This is a genomic window from Amycolatopsis sp. cmx-8-4, from assembly GCF_046548675.1.
In the GTDB taxonomy this organism is placed as follows: domain Bacteria; phylum Actinomycetota; class Actinomycetes; order Mycobacteriales; family Pseudonocardiaceae; genus Amycolatopsis.
The window spans coordinates 45,099-61,711 of record NZ_JAEBDZ010000043.1 but is presented as its reverse complement, the minus strand read 5'-3'; the positions used below and the strand labels follow the sequence as shown (position 1 = coordinate 61,711).

Annotated in this window: 16 protein-coding genes; 5 read left to right on the top strand and 11 right to left on the bottom strand. The window is 73.4% G+C overall.

Going from position 1 to position 16,613, the window contains the following annotated elements; translation table 11 throughout:
• Positions 1-122: 122 nt before the first annotated feature.
• From hisG to ACLJQZ_RS44865, 5 genes are all read right to left on the bottom strand, one after another.
• The gene (gene hisG, locus ACLJQZ_RS44885; protein ID WP_326949716.1) at positions 123-968 is read right to left on the bottom strand and encodes an ATP phosphoribosyltransferase; all 846 of its coding nucleotides are present in this window, start codon (positions 966-968) and stop codon (positions 123-125) included.
• A 45-nt stretch (positions 969-1,013) separates the two neighbouring features.
• Positions 1,014-1,277 (bottom strand): phosphoribosyl-ATP diphosphatase, encoded by a 264-nt coding sequence (locus ACLJQZ_RS44880; protein WP_247051907.1) that lies wholly within the window; start codon positions 1,275-1,277, stop codon positions 1,014-1,016.
• Positions 1,278-1,390: 113 nt separating this feature from the next.
• Positions 1,391-1,882: a methylated-DNA--[protein]-cysteine S-methyltransferase gene (locus tag ACLJQZ_RS44875; protein ID WP_410627455.1), complete on the bottom strand. Its 492-nt coding sequence runs from the start codon at positions 1,880-1,882 to the stop codon at positions 1,391-1,393.
• Positions 1,883-1,903: 21 nt separating this feature from the next.
• Entirely contained in the window at positions 1,904-3,370 is a 1,467-nt protein-coding gene (locus ACLJQZ_RS44870) for an AlkA N-terminal domain-containing protein (protein ID WP_410627453.1), read from the bottom strand.
• A gap of 58 nt (positions 3,371-3,428) precedes the next feature.
• On the bottom strand, positions 3,429-4,061 hold the full coding sequence (locus ACLJQZ_RS44865; RefSeq protein WP_410627465.1) for an HAD family hydrolase: 633 nt from the start codon (positions 4,059-4,061) through the stop codon (positions 3,429-3,431).
• Between the two features lie 273 nt (positions 4,062-4,334).
• Here ACLJQZ_RS44865 and ACLJQZ_RS44860 point away from each other — a divergent pair, with 273 nt between their 5' ends.
• On the top strand, positions 4,335-5,246 hold the full coding sequence (locus ACLJQZ_RS44860) for a PAC2 family protein (RefSeq protein WP_247051910.1): 912 nt from the start codon (positions 4,335-4,337) through the stop codon (positions 5,244-5,246).
• A gap of 1 nt (position 5,247) precedes the next feature.
• Here the strand turns inward: ACLJQZ_RS44860 and ACLJQZ_RS44855 are convergent, their stop codons facing one another.
• Positions 5,248-6,195 carry a phosphotriesterase gene (locus tag ACLJQZ_RS44855; RefSeq protein ID WP_410627451.1) on the bottom strand — a complete coding sequence of 316 codons (948 nt, stop codon included), beginning with the start codon at positions 6,193-6,195 and terminating at the stop codon, positions 5,248-5,250.
• A gap of 38 nt (positions 6,196-6,233) precedes the next feature.
• On the opposite strand from ACLJQZ_RS44855, the gene ACLJQZ_RS44850 reads away from it, so the two are divergent.
• Entirely contained in the window at positions 6,234-6,785 is a 552-nt protein-coding gene (locus ACLJQZ_RS44850) for a CGNR zinc finger domain-containing protein (RefSeq protein ID WP_410627449.1), read from the top strand.
• Between the two features lie 194 nt (positions 6,786-6,979).
• Here the strand turns inward: ACLJQZ_RS44850 and ACLJQZ_RS44845 are convergent, their stop codons facing one another.
• The 3 genes from ACLJQZ_RS44845 to ACLJQZ_RS44835 are packed head-to-tail and all read right to left on the bottom strand — an operon-like array spanning position 6,980 to position 9,635.
• Positions 6,980-7,813 carry a metallophosphoesterase family protein gene (locus ACLJQZ_RS44845; RefSeq protein ID WP_410627447.1) on the bottom strand — a complete coding sequence of 278 codons (834 nt, stop codon included), beginning with the start codon at positions 7,811-7,813 and terminating at the stop codon, positions 6,980-6,982.
• The gene (locus tag ACLJQZ_RS44840) at positions 7,777-9,051 is read right to left on the bottom strand and encodes an MFS transporter (RefSeq protein ID WP_410627445.1); all 1,275 of its coding nucleotides are present in this window, start codon (positions 9,049-9,051) and stop codon (positions 7,777-7,779) included. Before ACLJQZ_RS44840 ends, ACLJQZ_RS44845 begins: the two co-directional genes overlap by 37 nt.
• Complete coding sequence (locus tag ACLJQZ_RS44835; protein WP_326953211.1) at positions 9,048-9,635, bottom strand: helix-turn-helix domain-containing protein; 588 nt, start codon at positions 9,633-9,635, stop codon at positions 9,048-9,050. The genes ACLJQZ_RS44840 and ACLJQZ_RS44835 overlap by 4 nt, the downstream gene beginning before the upstream one ends.
• 145 nt (positions 9,636-9,780) lie before the next feature.
• Between ACLJQZ_RS44835 and ACLJQZ_RS44830 the strand changes: the two genes are divergently transcribed.
• Both ACLJQZ_RS44830 and ACLJQZ_RS44825 read left to right on the top strand, forming a co-directional pair.
• Positions 9,781-10,257: a MarR family winged helix-turn-helix transcriptional regulator gene (locus ACLJQZ_RS44830; RefSeq protein ID WP_326951542.1), complete on the top strand. Its 477-nt coding sequence runs from the start codon at positions 9,781-9,783 to the stop codon at positions 10,255-10,257.
• Positions 10,258-10,413: 156 nt separating this feature from the next.
• Positions 10,414-12,048 carry an ABC-F family ATP-binding cassette domain-containing protein gene (locus ACLJQZ_RS44825; protein ID WP_410627443.1) on the top strand — a complete coding sequence of 545 codons (1,635 nt, stop codon included), beginning with the start codon at positions 10,414-10,416 and terminating at the stop codon, positions 12,046-12,048.
• Positions 12,049-12,118: 70 nt separating this feature from the next.
• Here ACLJQZ_RS44825 and mshC read toward each other — a convergent pair whose 3' ends face one another.
• Both mshC and ACLJQZ_RS44815 read right to left on the bottom strand, forming a co-directional pair.
• A complete protein-coding gene (gene mshC / locus ACLJQZ_RS44820; RefSeq protein ID WP_410627441.1) occupies positions 12,119-13,357 on the bottom strand; it encodes a cysteine--1-D-myo-inosityl 2-amino-2-deoxy-alpha-D-glucopyranoside ligase in 1,239 nt (412 codons plus the stop codon).
• Positions 13,358-13,427: 70 nt separating this feature from the next.
• Entirely contained in the window at positions 13,428-14,186 is a 759-nt protein-coding gene (locus ACLJQZ_RS44815) for a MerR family transcriptional regulator (RefSeq protein ID WP_410627439.1), read from the bottom strand.
• Positions 14,187-14,313: 127 nt separating this feature from the next.
• Here ACLJQZ_RS44815 and ACLJQZ_RS44810 point away from each other — a divergent pair, with 127 nt between their 5' ends.
• Positions 14,314-16,611 (top strand): tetratricopeptide repeat protein, encoded by a 2,298-nt coding sequence (locus tag ACLJQZ_RS44810; protein ID WP_410627437.1) that lies wholly within the window; start codon positions 14,314-14,316, stop codon positions 16,609-16,611.
• Positions 16,612-16,613 lie beyond the last annotated feature (2 nt).

Here is a 16,613-nt window from a genome sequence, read left to right as displayed (position 1 = left end):
CCCCCCCCCCCCCCCCCCCCCCCCCCCCCCCCCCCCCCCCCCCCCCCCCCCCCCCCCCCCCCCCCCCCTTTCCCTCCACGACGCTCTTCCCCCCCCGCCCTGAACACTCACGACGGCAGGGCTCAGAGGCGGCAGGAACGGATGTCCGAGGCCAGGATCGCCTTCGCGCCCACCTCGGCCAGTTCGTCCATGACGCGGTTGACGTCCTTGCGCGAGACCATCGCGCGCACCGCCACCCAGTCGTCGTCGGCGAGCGGGGCCACCGTCGGCGACTCCAGGCCCGGCGTGATGGCGATGGCGCGCTCGACGAGCGTCCGCGGGCAGTCGTAGTCCAGCATCAGGTACTGCTGGGCGAACACGACCCCGCGCAGCCGCGCCGCGAGCTGGCTCTTCGCCTTGCTCTGCTCGGTGCCCTTGCGCTGCAGCAGCACGGCTTCCGACACGCAGATCGGGTCGCCGAAGGCCACCAGGTTGTTCTGGCGCAGCGAGCGGCCGGACTCGACGACGTCGGCGATCGCGTCCGCGACCCCGAGCTGGATCGAGATCTCGACCGCGCCGTCGAGGCGGATCACCTCGGCGGTGACGCCGTGGCGGGCGAGGTCCTCGCGCACCAGCCGCGGGTACGACGTGGCGAGCCGCTTGCCCTGCAGGTCGGCCGGCTTCCAGTCCTGGCCCGCCGGGGCCGCGTAGCGGAACGTCGAGCCGCCGAAACCGAGGGCCTGGATTTCCTCGACCGGCGCGCCCGAGTCGAGCGCGAGGTCGCGGCCGGTGATACCGAGGTCGAGATCGCCGGAGCCGACGTAGATCGCGATGTCCTTGGGGCGCAGGAAGAAGAACTCGACCTCGTTGACCGTGTCGAGGATCGTCAGGTCGCGCTGCTCATGCCGCTTCCGGTAGCCCGCCTCGCCGAGCATCTCCGTCGCCGTGGCGGCGAGGGCTCCCTTGTTCGGCACGGCAACACGCAGCATTTCGCTTTTCTCCTCAATCGGCGGGCAGTGTTCGTCGCGCAACCGTCACAGGTAGCGGTAGACGTCCTCGGTCGACAGACCGCGGCCGAGCATCAGCACCTGCAGCCGGTACAGCAGCTGGGAGATCTCCTCGGCGAGCCGGTCGTCGGACTCGTGCTCGGCGGCGATCCACACCTCGCCGGCTTCCTCCAGCACCTTCTTGCCCTGGGCGTGCACTCCGGCGTCCAGGGCGGCGACGGTGCCGGACCCGTCGGGACGGGTACGCGCGCGCTCGGCAAGCTCCGCGAACAGCTCATCGAAGGTCTTCACGGTCTGCAGATCCTTCCACCCCGGCCGGGGTGACGCCGCCCCGGGCCGGTCCCGGTGCCGCCGATGTCACACCTCCGTGGACATCGGCTCCCGAGGGATGGGATCGACGCTGGTCAGAAGCGGGCTTCGTGCTCCTGTTCGAAGTCCAGCAGATAGCGCTTCCGTTCGAGGCCGCCGCCGTAGCCGGTCAGCGAACCACTCGCGCCGACGACCCGGTGGCAGGGAACGATGATGCTGACCGGGTTCTTGCCGTTGGCCAGCCCGACCGCGCGCGACGCCGTGGGCTGCCCCAGCCGGTCGGCGAGCTCGCCGTAGGAAGTGGTGCTGCCGTAAGGGATCTCCCGCAGCGCGGCCCAGACCCGTTGCTGGAACGGCGTGCCGACGAAGGTGAGCGGCACCTCGAACTCGTGGCGCTGCCCGGCGAAGTACTGCTTCAGCTCGGTTTCGGCCCGCAGGAAGATCTCCGCGCCCGGGTCGGGTTCGCCGAACGTGAGCTCGTCCGGGCGATGGCGCTGCCGGACCATGTACAGCCCGCAGAGCGCGTCGCCTTGGGCGACGAGGGTGAGTGGGCCGCACGGGCTGTCCACCACCGTGTGGGAACGCATGATTCTCCTGTCGTGGGTGGGTCAGGCGGCGGGCATGCGGTTGATGGCGTGGTCGCCGGTGGCCCACAGGTGCTGGGTGGCGTACGCGCGCCACGGGCGCCACGCCGCGGACCGCGCGACGACGGCCGCCGGGCCGCCGAGGCCGAGCGTCTCCGCCGCGTACTTGATGCCGAGGTCGGTGGGCAGGAACGCGTCCGGGTCGCCGAGCGAGCGCATCGCGATGCTCTCGACGGTCCACGGCCCGAAGCCGGGCAACGCGTTCAGCGCGGCGCGGGTCCCGGCCCAGTCGCTGCCCGCGCCGAGATCGAGGCCACCGTCGGTCAGCGCCTCGACCAGGGCGAGCAGCGTGCGACGGCGGCTGCGCGGCATGGCGAGCGTTTCCGGGTCGAGGTCGGCCAGCGCCTCGGGAGACGGGAAGAGGTGCGTCAGGCCGCCTTCGGGGTCTTCGATCGGGGTGCCGTGCGCGACGACGAGCCGGGCGGCGTGAGTGCGCGCGGCGGCCGTCGACACCTGCTGGCCGAGCACCGCGCGGACGGCGAACTCGGCGCCGTCGACCGTGCGCGGGACGCGGCGGCCCGGCGCGGCCGCGACCAGCGGGGCCAGCAGCGGGTCGGTGGCGAGCTGGTCGTCGACGGCTTCCGGGTCCGCGTCGAGGTCGAGCAGGCGGCGGCAGCGGCTGGTGGCGGCCGGAAGGTCACGCAGGTCGGCGAGGGTCAGCCGGCAGGCGATGTGGCCGTTTTCGGGGCGCAGCGCGACGACGCCGTGGCCGCGCGGCAGCCGCAGCGTGCGGCGGTAGGCGCCGTCGCGCCACTCCTCCACGCCCGGCACGCCGGTGGCCACCAGGTGCCCGAACAGGTTGTCCGGGCACAGCGGCTTGCGGAAGGGCAGCCGCAGCTCGATCGCCCCGGCCGCGCTGCTGGGCTTGCCCTTCGCCCGGGTGCGCAGCTCGGTCGGCGAGAGCGCGAACACCTCGCGGACGGTGTCGTTGAACGTCCGGATGCTGCCGAACCCGGCGGCCAGGGCCAGCTCGGTCATCGGCAGCGTGGTCGTCTCGATGAGCGTCCGCGCGGTCTGCGCGCGCTGGGCCCGGGCCAGGGCCAGCGGCCCGGCGCCGAGCTCCGCCAGGACCTGGCGCTCGACCTGCCGGACGCTGTAGCCGAGCCGGGCGGCCAGCCCGCGGACGCCCTCGGTGTCGACGACGCCGTCGGCGATCAGCCGCATCGCCCGGGCGACGAGGTCCGCGCGCTCGTTCCACAGCGGCGAGCCGGGGCTGGCGTCCGGGCGGCAGCGCTTGCACGCCCGGAAGCCGGCCTGCTGGGCGGCCGCGGCGCTCGGGTAGAAGGTCATGTTCCGCGGTTTGGGCGGTACCACCGGGCAGCTGGGCCGGCAGTAGATCCGGGTCGTCACGACCGCTGTGAAGAACCACCCGTCGAACCGGGCGTCTTTCGCCTGCACGGCCCGTACGCACCGCTCGAAGTCTTCGTGCACGCCCCCAGCATCGCCGAGTCCGCGCGCCTCGGCTAGCGGAAAAGCGACATGGGCGTGCTCAGCCCAGCAGGGCCGTCAGCGCCCGCGCGTCGACCCCCACGAGCGTGTCGCGGAAGACGCGCCGCTCCCCCGGCTCGACCTCGACGTCGTTCGGGATCACCAGCACCGTGCAGCCGGCGGCGACCGCCGACGCGGTGCCCGGCGGCGAGTCCTCGATCGCGACGCAGCGCCCGGGCGCGACGCCGAGCAGCTCGGCGGCCTTGAGGTACGGGCGCGGGTGCGGCTTGTTGAACCCCTCGACCTCGTCGCCGCACACGGAGACGTCGAAGAACTCGCGGCCGATGGTGTTCAGCGCCAGCTCGGTCAGGTCCCGCTCGGTGGAGGTGACCAGGGCCGAGCGCAGGCCCGCCGCGCGCACCGCGGCCAGCACTTCGCGGGCCCCGGGGCGCCACGGCAGCGCGTCGTCGAACAGCCCGGCCGTGCGGCGCCGGATCAGCACGCCCGCTTCGATGATCGCCTCGGGCGTCACCTCGCGGCCGGCGACTTCCAGCAGGCAGGCGGCCGTGTCGTCCATGTTGGACCCGACGAGCGTCATCCGCGTCTCTTCGGAGAGCTTGCCACCGAGGGCTTCCGCCGTCTCGTACAGCGCGACGTCCCACAGCTTCTCGGAATCGACCAGTGTTCCGTCCATGTCGAACAACACGGCGTCGAGACCGTCCACAGTGGATCCCTCTCCAGGGTCGGGTGGTGAAGTGCCGGGTTTCCGCTCCGGGCGCGGTCCCCGCACTCCACGGTAGCCGAGCCGGGAGAACTCCTCGACGGCCAACGGGGCGGCTGAGGCGCCCGCCACACCGCCGGGGGAAGGCCGGCGCTGCGCCGTCCGGACGGGTGACGCCGGGAAACGGCGGCGACAGGCCGCCGGACGTGCTGAACAGCCTGGGCCCGGTGGTCGTAGGCTGGTCCGGTGAGTGAGCCCGTCGACGAGACCCCGCGGCCGCCTGGCGACCGCCCCGAACCCTCCCGGCCCTTGATGGTGGTCGCCTTCGAAGGCTGGAACGACGCAGGTGACGCGGCCAGCCGCGCCGTGGAGCACCTGCAGCTCAACTGGGACGCCACACCACTGGCCGAGCTGGAACCGGACGACTACTACGACTTCCAGGTCAGCAGGCCCACGGTCCGCATGGTCGACGGCGTCACCCGCCGCGTCGACTGGCCGACGACGACGTTGTCGGTGTGCCGCCCCGACGGGTTCGACCGCGACGTGGTCCTCGTGCAGGGTCCCGAGCCGAACATGCGCTGGCGCGCCTTCTGCGCCGAACTGCTCGAACACATCCAGCAGCTGGACGTCGCGACCGTGGTGACGCTGGGCGCGCTGCTCGCCGACACGGCGCACACCCGGCCCGTCCCGGTCACCGGGACGGCGTACGACAAGGACACCGCGTCGCTCTACGGGCTCGACCTGAACAACTACCAGGGTCCGACCGGCATCGTCGGGATCCTGCAGGACTACTGCGTCCAGGCCGGCATCCCGGCCGTCTCGATCTGGGCCGCGGTGCCGCACTACGTGTCGCACCCGCCGTCCCCGAAGGCGACGCTGGCGCTGCTGCACAAGCTGGAGGACATCCTCGACGTCGAGATCCCGCTGGGCGCGCTGCCGGAGCAGTCCGAGGAGTGGCAGCGCACGGTCAGCGAGATGGCCGACGAGGACGAAGAGATCAGCGAGTACGTCCGCGGGCTCGAGGAGCGCGGCGACGCGCAGACCGAGGTCGCGGAGCAGGACGTCAGCGGCGACAAGATCGCGGCCGAGTTCGAGCGCTACCTGCGCCGCCGCGGCCGCGGCGGCAACGGGGGCCAGGAAGGCTTCGGCCTCCGCTGAGTCACTCGAGCCAGCTGGTGGCGAACGCCCGGGCGGGGTTCGCCACCAGCATGGCCGTGACGACGTCGCCGCCGAGCAGCTTGGTCAGCCGCGGGGCGAGCGTCGAGAGCAGGTAGGGCGCGCCCGGTCCGCCGCCGGTGACCAGCCGGGCCGCGGCCGTCGTGGTGTCGCCGCCCAGCAGGATCTGCCCGCCGTGGCCGGCGTCGACGAGCGCTTCCAGGCCGTCGAAGAGCCGCCAGTCGGTGGCGTGGTTGGCCCGGGACGGGCCGTCGAAGCCCAGGAACACGCCGGTCTCGGCGATCTCCCGCTGGATCCGGACGTCAGGGTTGCGGTTGAGGTGCCCGAGGATCACCCGGTCCGGGGGGACGTCGAGCTGCTCGCACAGCAGGTGGACGGTCTCGAGGGCCGCGGTGCCGAGCTCCAGGTGCACGGCGATGGTGGCGCCGGTCTCCTGGTGGGCGACCGCGGCGGCGGTCATGGTCAGCCGGGCGTGCGCGTCGATCGTGTGGAACGCGCCGGCGACCTTGACCAGCCCGGCACGCGGGCCGGTGCGCGGCTCGTCCGGCAGGTCGGCGGGCTGGGTGCCCTCGGTCAGGTCGGCGACGAACACCTGCACCAGGTCGTCGACCACCCGGCCGAGCAGGGTCGGCGCGTAGTGCTCGGCCCGGTGCAGGCCGGTGGCCGCGACCACGTGCACGCCGATCTCCCGCGACATCCAGGCGAGTTCCCGGGTCCGGCGCGTGAGGCCGTACGGCGTCCACTGGACCAGCGCCGCGCCGCCGGCGACCTTGAAGTGCAGCAGCTCCTCGGCCGCGGCGGCCGGGTCGTCCAGCTCCTGGCCCGGCAGCAGTTTCGACGCGAAGAAGAGGTGGTCGTGCGCGTTCGTCACGCCCAGTTCGGCCGGGTCGATGTTACCCAGCACCGTCCGGACCCGCGGTTCACCGGTCATACCGTCGAGTGTAACGGCTGACCCGTTACAATGCGAGCATGTCCGACGACCACGCCTTCCGCTTCGACAGCGGCGCCCCCTGGCTCGACCTCATGGCCACCCGCGGCCGTCACTTCGGGGCGAGCCCGGTGGAACGGATGCCGACACGGGAGCGGCTGGCCGAGTGGCTCGCCGAAGTCGGGCTGACGCCGCTCGCGCTGGTCACCGACGCCGATCTCGACGCGGCGCACCGGCTGCGCGAAGCGGTGCGAGAACTGGCGCTCGGCGCGGTCGACGGTGTGGCGCCGCGGGCCGATCAGGTACAGGCGCTGACGGCGTTCTTCCGGGCCGAGCCGATGCACCTGGCCGCGCTCGGCCGGCTCCACCGCAGTGCCCCGCCGACGGTGGCCGACGCCTTGAGCAGGCTCGCGCTGCAGGCGGCCGACTGGCTCACCGGACCCCTGCGCGCCGACCTGCGTGCCTGCCCGGAGCAGGATTGCCGGGGCGTGTTCGCCGACCCGGGCGGGCGACGCCGCTGGTGCCCGTCACCGGCGTGCGCCAGCCGCGGCCGCGTCCGCGCACTCAGGGAGCGCCGCCGCGCCGAGTCCTGACGGGGCCGCATCGGCACCCGCGCCCCGCGCCGGCGAGGCGATCCGCGCGACCATCGCGGCCGACCGGAGGTCGCCGACCGAAGCCCGCACGGCACCGGAACGGCTCCGCTCATTCGAGTGAACACGGATGCGGAGGTCGTAACTCCGGATCACTTTCCCTATGAAAGTGCGGCCCGGGGTCCGCGCAGCCCGGCTCAGGCGGGCCAGAGGATGCGGCGCATCGGCACCGCGCCCCGGGCGCGCTTGCGCCACTCGCGCGGGTAGCCCAGCGAGACCTCTTCGAAGCGGACGCCGTCGGCTTCGGTGGTGCGCGGGATGTGCAGGTGGCCGTACACCGCGATCTCCGCGCGGTAGCGCAGGTGCCAGTCCTCGGTCTTGGTCGAACCGCACCACAACGCGAACTCCGGCCAGTACAGCGGCGCGGTCGGGTGGCGGTGCAGCGGCCAGTGCGACATCAGGATCGTGCCGTGGTCTTCGGGGATCGCGTCGAGCCGCTCGGTGCTGATCTTCAGCCGCTCGGCGCACCAGGCCTGGCGGCTGGGGTACGGGTCCGGGTGCAGGAAGTACTCGTCGGTGCAGACCACGCCGGCCTCGCGGGCCTGGCGCAGCGCCTCCTCCAGCGACTTGCCCTCCGCCGCCGGGGTCCGCCAGCTGTAGTCGTAGAGCAGGAACAGCGGCGCGATCGTCAGCGGCCGCGAACCGTGCTGCCACACCGGGTACTCGTCCTCGGGGGTGAGCACGCCGATCTCGCGGCACCCCTCGACGAGGTGCTCGTAGCGCGCCTGGCCGCGCAGCTGGCAGTCGTCGTTCTTCGTGGTCCACAGCTCGTGGTTGCCCGGCACCCAGACGACCTTCGCGAACCGCTCGCGCAACGTCTTCAGCGTCGCGATCGTGACGTCGGCCCGCTCGGCGACGTCGCCCGCCACGAGCAGCCAGTCTTCGGGCGTCTCGGGCACGACGGAGTCGAGGATCGGGCCGTTGCCCTCGTGGGTCACGTGGAGGTCGCTGGTGGCGAAGAGGTGCGGCACCCCTCCACCGTAGCCACCACCGTTTCCCCGACGTCCCCGAACCGGGTGATTCGGCGGGATTTCCGCACGAGCATCAGGACGCCGGCGAGGACGTAGACCCCGGCCTGGACGTCGAGCAGCGCCGCGGGCCCGGTCGTCGCGACCAGCGTCCCGGCCGCCAGCGCGCCGATGGTGCTGAACGTCGCCATGACGGCGAACGTCGTGCTCAGCACCCGGCCCGCCCGCTCCGGCGCGACCGCGCTCTGGATCTCCGACAGCACGCCGGCGCCGACGACCACGCCGGGTGCGCCCACCAGCACGAACAGCCCCACGTAGACGCCCAGCGCGGTCGTCGCCAGCGCCAGGTTCCAGATCACCGCGGAGACCAGGCCCAGCACGATCGAGCCCCAGCCCAGCAGCCTCGCCGGCGCCACCCGGCGCGCCACGGTCGCGATGGCGAAACCCGCCGCGAGCCCGCCGACCGCCTGCACACCCCGCAGCAGGCCCGCGTCGGCCTCGCTGCCGCGGAGCACCTGCAGCACGAACACCACGAACAGCACCAGGAACATGCCCTGGGCCAGCGAGGTGAGCACCACGGCGAGCCCGGTCCGCCACAACCGGCGGTTGTGCGTGAGCTCCCGCAGCCCGTCCAGCCACGCCCGCACGACCGGTTCGGGTGCTGCGGCCGGCACGGGCGCGCTCACCCGGCGGAACGGCTTCGCCAGCAGCGCCGCGGCGACGACCAGCACGATCAAGTAGCCGGTGATGACGTCCGCGAGTCCCCCGAAGCCCAGCAGCGCGCCCCCGGCCCAGCCGCCGGCCAGCCGGGCGACGCTGCCGTTCACGCTCATCAGCCCGTTCGCGCCGGTGACCTCCTCGACGCCGACCAGCTCCGGGACCAGCGCGTTGCGCGCCGGCTCGAACACCGACGCGAGCGCCGCCTGAGCCGCCATCACCGCGTACACCACGGCGATCCCCGGCTCGGCCAGCAGCGGCAGCGCGACGACGGCGAGGCCGCAGCAGACGCCGAAGAGCACCGCCCGCCGGTTCCAGCGGTCGGCCATCACGCCGGCGACCGGGCTGAGCAGCACCGCGGGCAGCAGGCCGAGCACGATGCTGAGCGCCGTCGACGCCGCGGACCCGGTGCGCTGGAAGACGTAGACCGGCAGCGCGACCTGCAGCATCCACTCGGCCGTCTCGCCGAAGAACGCGGCCACCCACAACCGCGCGAACGCGGGTACCCCCAGCAGCTGCTTCATTCCTCCGCCTTCCCCGAGTGTTCGATGCGCGGGAACGCGCGCACGCCGACGTGCACCGGGCGCGCGCCGGGCGGCGCGTCCGTCCGGATCGCGCCGACGTAGGGCCGGACCAGTGCGTCGATCGCGTGCGAGAGCCGGGTCAGCTCCTCCGGCGTGACGCGCAGCGAGTAGCTGCTCAGCCCGGCCGCGGACCGCCACGCCGGGTCGAGGTCGTCCAGCGAGTCGAGGTAGCGCTGGGTCAGCTCCTGCTCGTTGGCGAGGCTCGCGCCGACCACCCCGAGCTGGGCCGCCCGGCGGACCGGGTCGTCGTCGATGTCGCCGAGGTCGAGCCCGACCTGCCGGGCCCGCCACGGGCGCTCCCGGCCGTCTTCGGCGTCCGCCCGCTCGACCAGGCCGTACTGCGCGAGCTGACGCAGGTGCCAGCTGCAGTTGGACGCGGTCGACCCGACGGCCTCCGCGCACTCGCTCGCGGTGCGCGGGCCGACGGAGGTCAGGTGGTGCAGCAGCGCCGACCGCAGCGGGTGGGACAGCGCCCGCAGCAGTTCGACGTCCTCGACCCGCTTGCGCGGCGGCAGCTCGGCCATCGGTCACCTATCTGAAAGGATTGTTTCGAAAGTGTTCTTTCATAGTTGATCCCGCCTGCGCGTTTGTCAACCGGCTCCGCTATCGTTCGCCGGGCAGCGACTGCGCGAAGCAGTGACTGTGTCGTCACCGAACCTGGGATGGATGTTGCCCGACCAGCGCGAACTCGCCACCGCCGCCGCCCTCGCCCTCCCCCGGTTCGTGGGGTCGACCGCGCTCTTCCACGCCGCGGTCGCCGAGCGGATGGCCGTCACGCCCACCGAGCTGCACTGCCTGCACCTGCTCCACGGCGGCGTCAGCGACTCCCCGACCGAGCTCGCCCGGCTGCTGGGCATGACCACCGGCGCGTTCACCCGGCTGCTCGACCGGATGGCGCTGCACCGGCTCGCCGAGCGCGCGCCCGACCCCGCCGACCGGCGCCGGCTCGTCGTCCGGCCGCTGCCGGACCGGATGGCCGAGCTCGCGGAGCTGTACGCGCCGATGGCCCGGTTCGTCGGCGAGCGCCTCGCCCATCTGGACCGGCGCCAGCTCACCGCCCTGCTCGGGTTCCTCACGGACGGCACCGCCGCGGCCGAACGCTCGACCACGCAGCTGCCGGATGTGACCCAGGCCATATCGAGTTGACTAACTCTACAGTCGTTGCGTTAACCTGGCTCCACTATGAAGAACTGATCGCGCCCATCCCGCTTCCGAGGCGGCACCCGGTCGAGCCGACGCTCCCGCGTGCCACGACGCCCGGCGGGATATCCGCATCTTCTCCTCCGGGCTCGGTGATCGCGCATGTCCACTCTCGTTTTTCCGTTGCTGGCCAAGGATGTCGTCTTCGGCTACGGCACCCGCGTGGTGCTCGACGGCGTCTCGCTGACCGCGTCCGCCGGCCAGCGCCTCGGCCTGGTCGGTGAGAACGGCACCGGCAAGTCCACCCTGCTGCGGCTGCTCGCCGGGCTCGAAGAACCCCGCTCCGGCGAGGTCCTGCGCGGTCCGGACGTCGGGTTCCTGCTGCAGGAACTGCCCTTCGCACCGGACGCGACGTTCGCCGACGTCGTCGACGACGCCCTCGCCGAGATCCGCGCCGCCGCGGTCCGGCTCGACGAGCTGACCACGGCGATGGCCGCGCGGCCCGACGACGCGGCCGTGCTCGACGAGTACGGCCGGGTCCTGGAGTGGGCGCAGGCCCACGACCTCTGGGACGCCGACCGCCGCGCGAAGCTCGTCTGCGACGGGCTCGGCCTCGGCGGCATCGAGCCGGACCGGCGCCTCGGCACCATGTCCGGCGGGCAGCGCTCGCGGCTCGGGCTGGCCGCGCTGCTGATCCGGCGGCCGGAGACGCTGCTGCTGGACGAGCCGACCAACCACCTCGACGACGCCGCGATGGAGTTCCTGGAACGCCACCTCGCGGAGCTGACCGGGGTCGTGGTGCTGTCCTCGCACGACCGCGTCTTCCTCGACGCGGTGTGCACGGACATCGTCGACCTCGACCCGGCCGCGGCCGGCAGCCAGGCCGGCGGCGCCGTCCGCTACGGCGGCAGCTACACCGGCTACCTCGGGCACAAGAAAGCCGAGCGGGCGCGCTGGGAGCAGCGCTTCGCCGACGAGCAGGAGGAACTGAAGGAACTGCGCGAGACGGTCGCCGTCACCGCGCGGAACGTCGCCTACGGCCGGGCGCCGCGGGACAACGACAAGTTCATCCACAACTTCAAGGGCGCCCGCGTCCAGAAGACGATCTCACGGCGGGTGCGCGACGCCGAGCAGCGGCTCGAGCACCTCGAACGCGACCAGGTGCGCAAACCCCCGGCGCCACTGCGGTTCCGGGCCGCGCTCACCGGCCGCTCGGCGGGCGACGGCCCGGCGATCTCGGTGCGGGACTTGGAAGTCCCGGGCCGGCTGCACCTGCCGCGGCTCGACGTCGACGGCTCGGCCCGGCTGCTCGTCACCGGCGGGAACGGCGCCGGGAAGTCGACGCTGTTGTCCGTCCTCGCGGGACAGCTGACGCCGGCGAGCGGCACGGTCCACTTCGGACACGGGGTGCGCGTCGGCCTGCTGGAGCAGGACGTCGTGTTCCCGGACCCGGCGCGGACCGCGCACCAGGTGTACCGGGACGCGCTCGGCGAGGACGCTCCCCCGTTGAGCCGGCTGGGTCTGCTGGCGTCCCGTGACCTGGGACTGCCGGTCGGCGCGCTTTCGGTCGGTCAGCGCCGCCGGCTGGCGCTGGCGGTCCTGCTCGCCGAACCGCCGGACGTGCTGCTGCTGGACGAGCCGACGAACCACGTTTCGCTGCCCCTGGCGGAAGAGCTGTTCGCCGCGCTGGACACGGCGCCGGGCGCCGTCGTCATCGCGTCCCACGACCGCTGGCTGCGCCGGGACTGGACGGGCGACCACCTTGAACTTTCCGCCGGCCACCCCGCCGCAGTATAGAGCGTTATACAAAGTCCGTGAAGGACTCCTTACCGGCTCTTATGGCCGGTAAGGAGTCCTTCACGGCTTTTCAGAGGGTGATGCCGAGCAGGGCGTCGACCGCGATGCGGATGAGGCCGGGGGCCGTGGGGTCGGTGCCGTCGCGGCGCAGCGCCTCGTTGGCCCACGCGTCGATCGCGGCGAGGGCCTTCGGCGTGTCGAGGTCGTCGGAGAGGTGGTCGCGCAGCCGCGTGATCGTGTCCTCGGCGGCCGGGCCGGTCGCGAGGGAGACGGCCTCGCGCCAGCGCGCCAGCCGCGTCTGGGCGTCGGCGAGCAGGGAATCCGTCCACGCGCGGTCGCCGCGGTAGTGGCCGGCGAACAGGGCGAGCCGGATCGCGCCCGGGTCGACCTTGTCGGCGCGCAGCCGCGAGACGAACACCAGGTTCCCGCGCGACTTGGACATCTTCTCGCCGTCGAGGCCGATCATGCCCGCGTGCACGTAGTGGCGGGCGAACTGGCCGTCCTTGGCCACGGCTTCGGCGTGCGCCGCGCTGTACTCGTGGTGCGGGAAGATCAGGTCGGAGCCGCCGCCCTGGAGGTCGAAGCCGAGGCCGAGACGGTTGACGGCGATCGCGCTGCACTCGATGTGCCAGCCCGGGCGGCCCGCGCCGAGCTCGGACTCCCACGACGGCTCACCCTCGCGGGCGACCCGCCACAGCAGCGCGTCCAGCGGGTGGCGCTTGCCCACCCGGTCGGGGTCGCCGCCGCGCTCGGCGAAGAACTTCGCCATGGTCTCGGCGTCGTAGTTGGACTCGTAACCGAACTTCCCGGTCGCCGTGTGGTCGAAGTAGACGTCCGGGTGGTCGGCGTCGTCGGCCCGGTACGCGCTGCCGTTGGCCAGCAGCTTCGCGATCACCTCGACGATCTCCGGGATGCTCTCCACCGCGCCGACGAACTGCTTCGGCGGGATCACCCGCAGCGCGGTCATGTCCTCGCGGAACAGCGCCGTCTCGCGCATGCCCAGCACGACCCAGTCGTCCTGGTCGCGCGCGGCCCGCTCCAGCAGCGGCTCGTCGATGTCCGTGACGTTCTGCACGTAGTGGACGTCGTGCCTGTTGTCCCGCCAGATCCGGTTCACCAGGTCGAAGGCGAGGTACGTCGCGGCGTGCCCGAGGTGCGTGGCGTCGTAGGGCGTGATGCCGCAGACGTACATCCGGGCGGTGGCGCCGGGTGCGGTCGGGCGGATCTGCCCGGTGGCCGTGTCGTGGAGCCGCAGCGGGCGGGGGGTGCCGGGGATGCGGGGCACGTCGACCGATGACCAAGTCTGCATACCCTCGACTGTAAGCGTTCCCCCCGCCACCCTCCCGCCCGGTGGGACACGTCCCCCACCCGGGGCAGTGCTAGCCCCGGCGCACCGCGTTCGCCCTGATGGCGTCGCGGACGAACGCGCCGGCGCCCGGGCGCTGCTCGTCCTCGCGGATCAGGAAGCCCAGCTGCACCGGTTCGGTGACGTACAGCTCACCGATCCGTTGCTGGGTCTCGTACGAGCACTCCCCCATCACCCGGCCGAGCATCACCCGGTGCTCCTCGGCCAGGTCCGTGGCGTCGGTGCTGTCCGGCGCGGCACCGGCGTCGAGGACGGCGTTCAGCCGGCCCACCCAGTCCTGCCGCGCCGCCTCACCCGCGGCCAAGTCCTCCTTGGACAATGCCGGCGCGCCCTGCCACTCGGGCGTGCTCCCCCAGCGCTGCGCCGCTTCCTCCGCGTAACCGTCCGGCTCCTGGAAGCCACCGAACACTTCGAACTTCTCCTCGGGCGTCAACGCGTTGCCCATGGCTCTCGCCTCCATCACACGATCGACGGCCGCGACCATCCGCCCCAGCTCGCCCATCCGCGCCACCAGCAGCTCCCGCTGCCGTTCGAGGTGCGCGTCGGCGTCGATACCGGGGTCGTCGACGAGGGTCGCGATCGTCTCGAGGGGAAACCCGAGCTCCCGGTAGAACAGGATGCGCTGCAGCCGGTCGAGGTCGTCGTCGCCGTAGCTGCGGTACCCCGACGGCGTCCGCCCGCTCGGGCGGAGCAGGCCGATCTCGTCGTAGTGGTGCAGCGTCCGGACGGTGACCCCGGCGAGTGCGGCGACCTTGCCCACGGGATGCCCCATCGTTTCCCCTCCTCTGCGGCCGGTGTGGCCCTTGCCCGGACCACGGTGGTGCCTCACGCGACGTCAGGGTCAAGCGTCACCCTTCCGTAGCCCGCCCCGCCCCGCCCGCGCGGTTAACCTGACTCGGGTGAAGGCCGAGGTGACGCTGGGTGTCGCGGGTGCGGTGATCGCCTTGGTCGCGGCGCTCATCGCGTACCTGCAGCTGCGCCGGACCCCGGCCCGCGACCGGCCTTCGCCCGCGGTCACCCGGCTCGTCCTCGGCGACCTCCCCCGTGAACCGCTCTCGGCGGTGCGCCGCGGTCCGCTGCTGGCCCGGATCGACGACGCCTTCGACGACGGCGGGTTCTGCGTCCTGCTCGGCGGGCGCGGGGCCGGCAAGACCCACCTCGCCGCCGCGTACGCCCGCGCGGCCGCCGCCGACGGGCGGTCCACGGTGGTCTGGGTCACCGCCGACGATCCCGCGAACATCGTCCGGGCGTACGCCGAGCTGGCCCGCCGGGCCGGGCAGGCCGACGCCGTCGTCGACGCCGAAGCAGCCGCGCGCACCGGGATGGCGTGGCTGGACACGGTCGAGCGGCCGGTCGTCGTGTTCGACAACGCGACCGATCCCGACGCGCTCAACCGGTGGCTGCCCGCCCGCGCCCGCGTCCTCGTCACGAGTACCGTGCAGGCCTTCGAGATCCTCGGCGGCACCGTCGCGGTCGGCGGGTTCGACGAGGACGAGGCCGTCGGCTTCCTGTGCGCGAGGTCGGGCCGGGAACCCGATGAGGCCGCGACCGGCGTCGTCCGCGAGCTGGGCGGCCTGCCGCTGGCGCTCGCCCAGGCCGGCGGGGTCATCCGGCGGCAGCGCCTCACCTTCGCGACCTACCTGGAGCGGCTGCCGCACGCGCCGCTCAACGCGCTGCTGGAGCGGGTGCCGGGCGAGGGGTACCCCGCTCGCGTCGAGGACACGGCGCTGGAGTCGCTGCGGGCGGTGACGGCCCGGGACGGGCGGGCGCGGGCGATCGCCGAGTTCGTCGCCCTCCTGGCACCCCGGGGCGTCCGGCGCGAGCTGGCGCACCGGCTCGGCCCCGATCCGGTCGCGGTCGACGCCGCGCTCGGGGCCCTGACCGGCGCCTCCATCGCCGGCTTCGACGTCAGCGGCGAGATCGTCACCATGCACCGGCTCACCCAGCGGGCCGTCCTGAGCCGGCTGCACGCCGAGGAACGCCTGGCGGCCACCCTCGACCAGGCCTTCGACGCGCTCGAGCAGGAAACCGGGGGCTCGGACGAGAGCGACGGCTCCGCACCCGACGACCTGGCCGAGCACGTCGGCGCGGTGTGGCGGACCTTCCGCGCGCTGCCGTCGGTCGAGCTGACGCCGCGGCTCGAGCGGATCCTGCGGCTGCGGCGCTGGTCGGTGGGCCACCTCGCGGCGGCGGGCGCCCTCGCCGAAGCGCGGGTGCTGGGGCAGGAGGTGCTGGCCGACCACGACGCCTACCTTGTCGCCGGGCACGCCGACGTCGACCGCGCGGTGCGGTCGCTGCGGCTGGTCTGCGTCCGCGGCGAACGGACCGGCGAGGCGGTAGCCCTTTCCGAGCGGCTCGTCGAGCGCCGGACCCGGTGGTACGGCGAGGACGACGTGCGCACGCTCAGCGCCCGCAATTCACTCGGCTACGACCATGAGCGCCACGGGCAGCTCGACCGGGCGATCGCCGTGCACCGCGGCAACCTCGCCGACGTGCTGCGGGTGGCCGGGCCCGACCACCAGACCGCGCTCCACGCCCGGGTCAACCTCGGCAGCGCGCTCCGGTCGGCCGGCGAGCTCGCGGCGGCGGTGCCGGTGTTCGAGGAGAACCTGCGGGAGAACGTCCGGGTGCACGGGCCGGATCACCCGTCGACGGTCAACGCGCGGGGCGAGCTGGCCCGCACCTTCGTCCGGTGCGGGCGGGTCACCGAGGGGATCGCACTGCACGAGGAGAACGCGGCCCGGACCGACGCGCCGTGGTGGGGGCAGTACCGCGCCGCCGCCTACCAGGCCGCCGGGCGCCACGGCGACGCGATCGGGCTGCTGCGGCGGCTGCGCGACACCGCCGAGCGCGAGCAGCCCGCGGACAGCCTCGAGACGGTACGGGTGCGGCTCTTCCTGGCCCGGGCGCTGCTGGACGCCGGGAAGACCCGGGAGGCGCTGGAGCTGTTCGAGCGCACGGCCGGCGACCGGACCCGGCTGCTCGGCCCGGACCACACGGGCACGCTCAACGCCCGGCGCAACCTCGGCCTGGCGTTGGCGAGGGCCGGCAAGCCGGGCCCGGCACGCGAGACGCTCACCGCCGTCACCGCCGACTACCAGCGGGTGCTCGGACCGGAGCATCCGTACAGCCGGCAGGCCGGGAGCGATCTCGCCGGGCTGGCGGCGCCGGTCCGGCACCGCCGGGCGCGCCGGTAGCC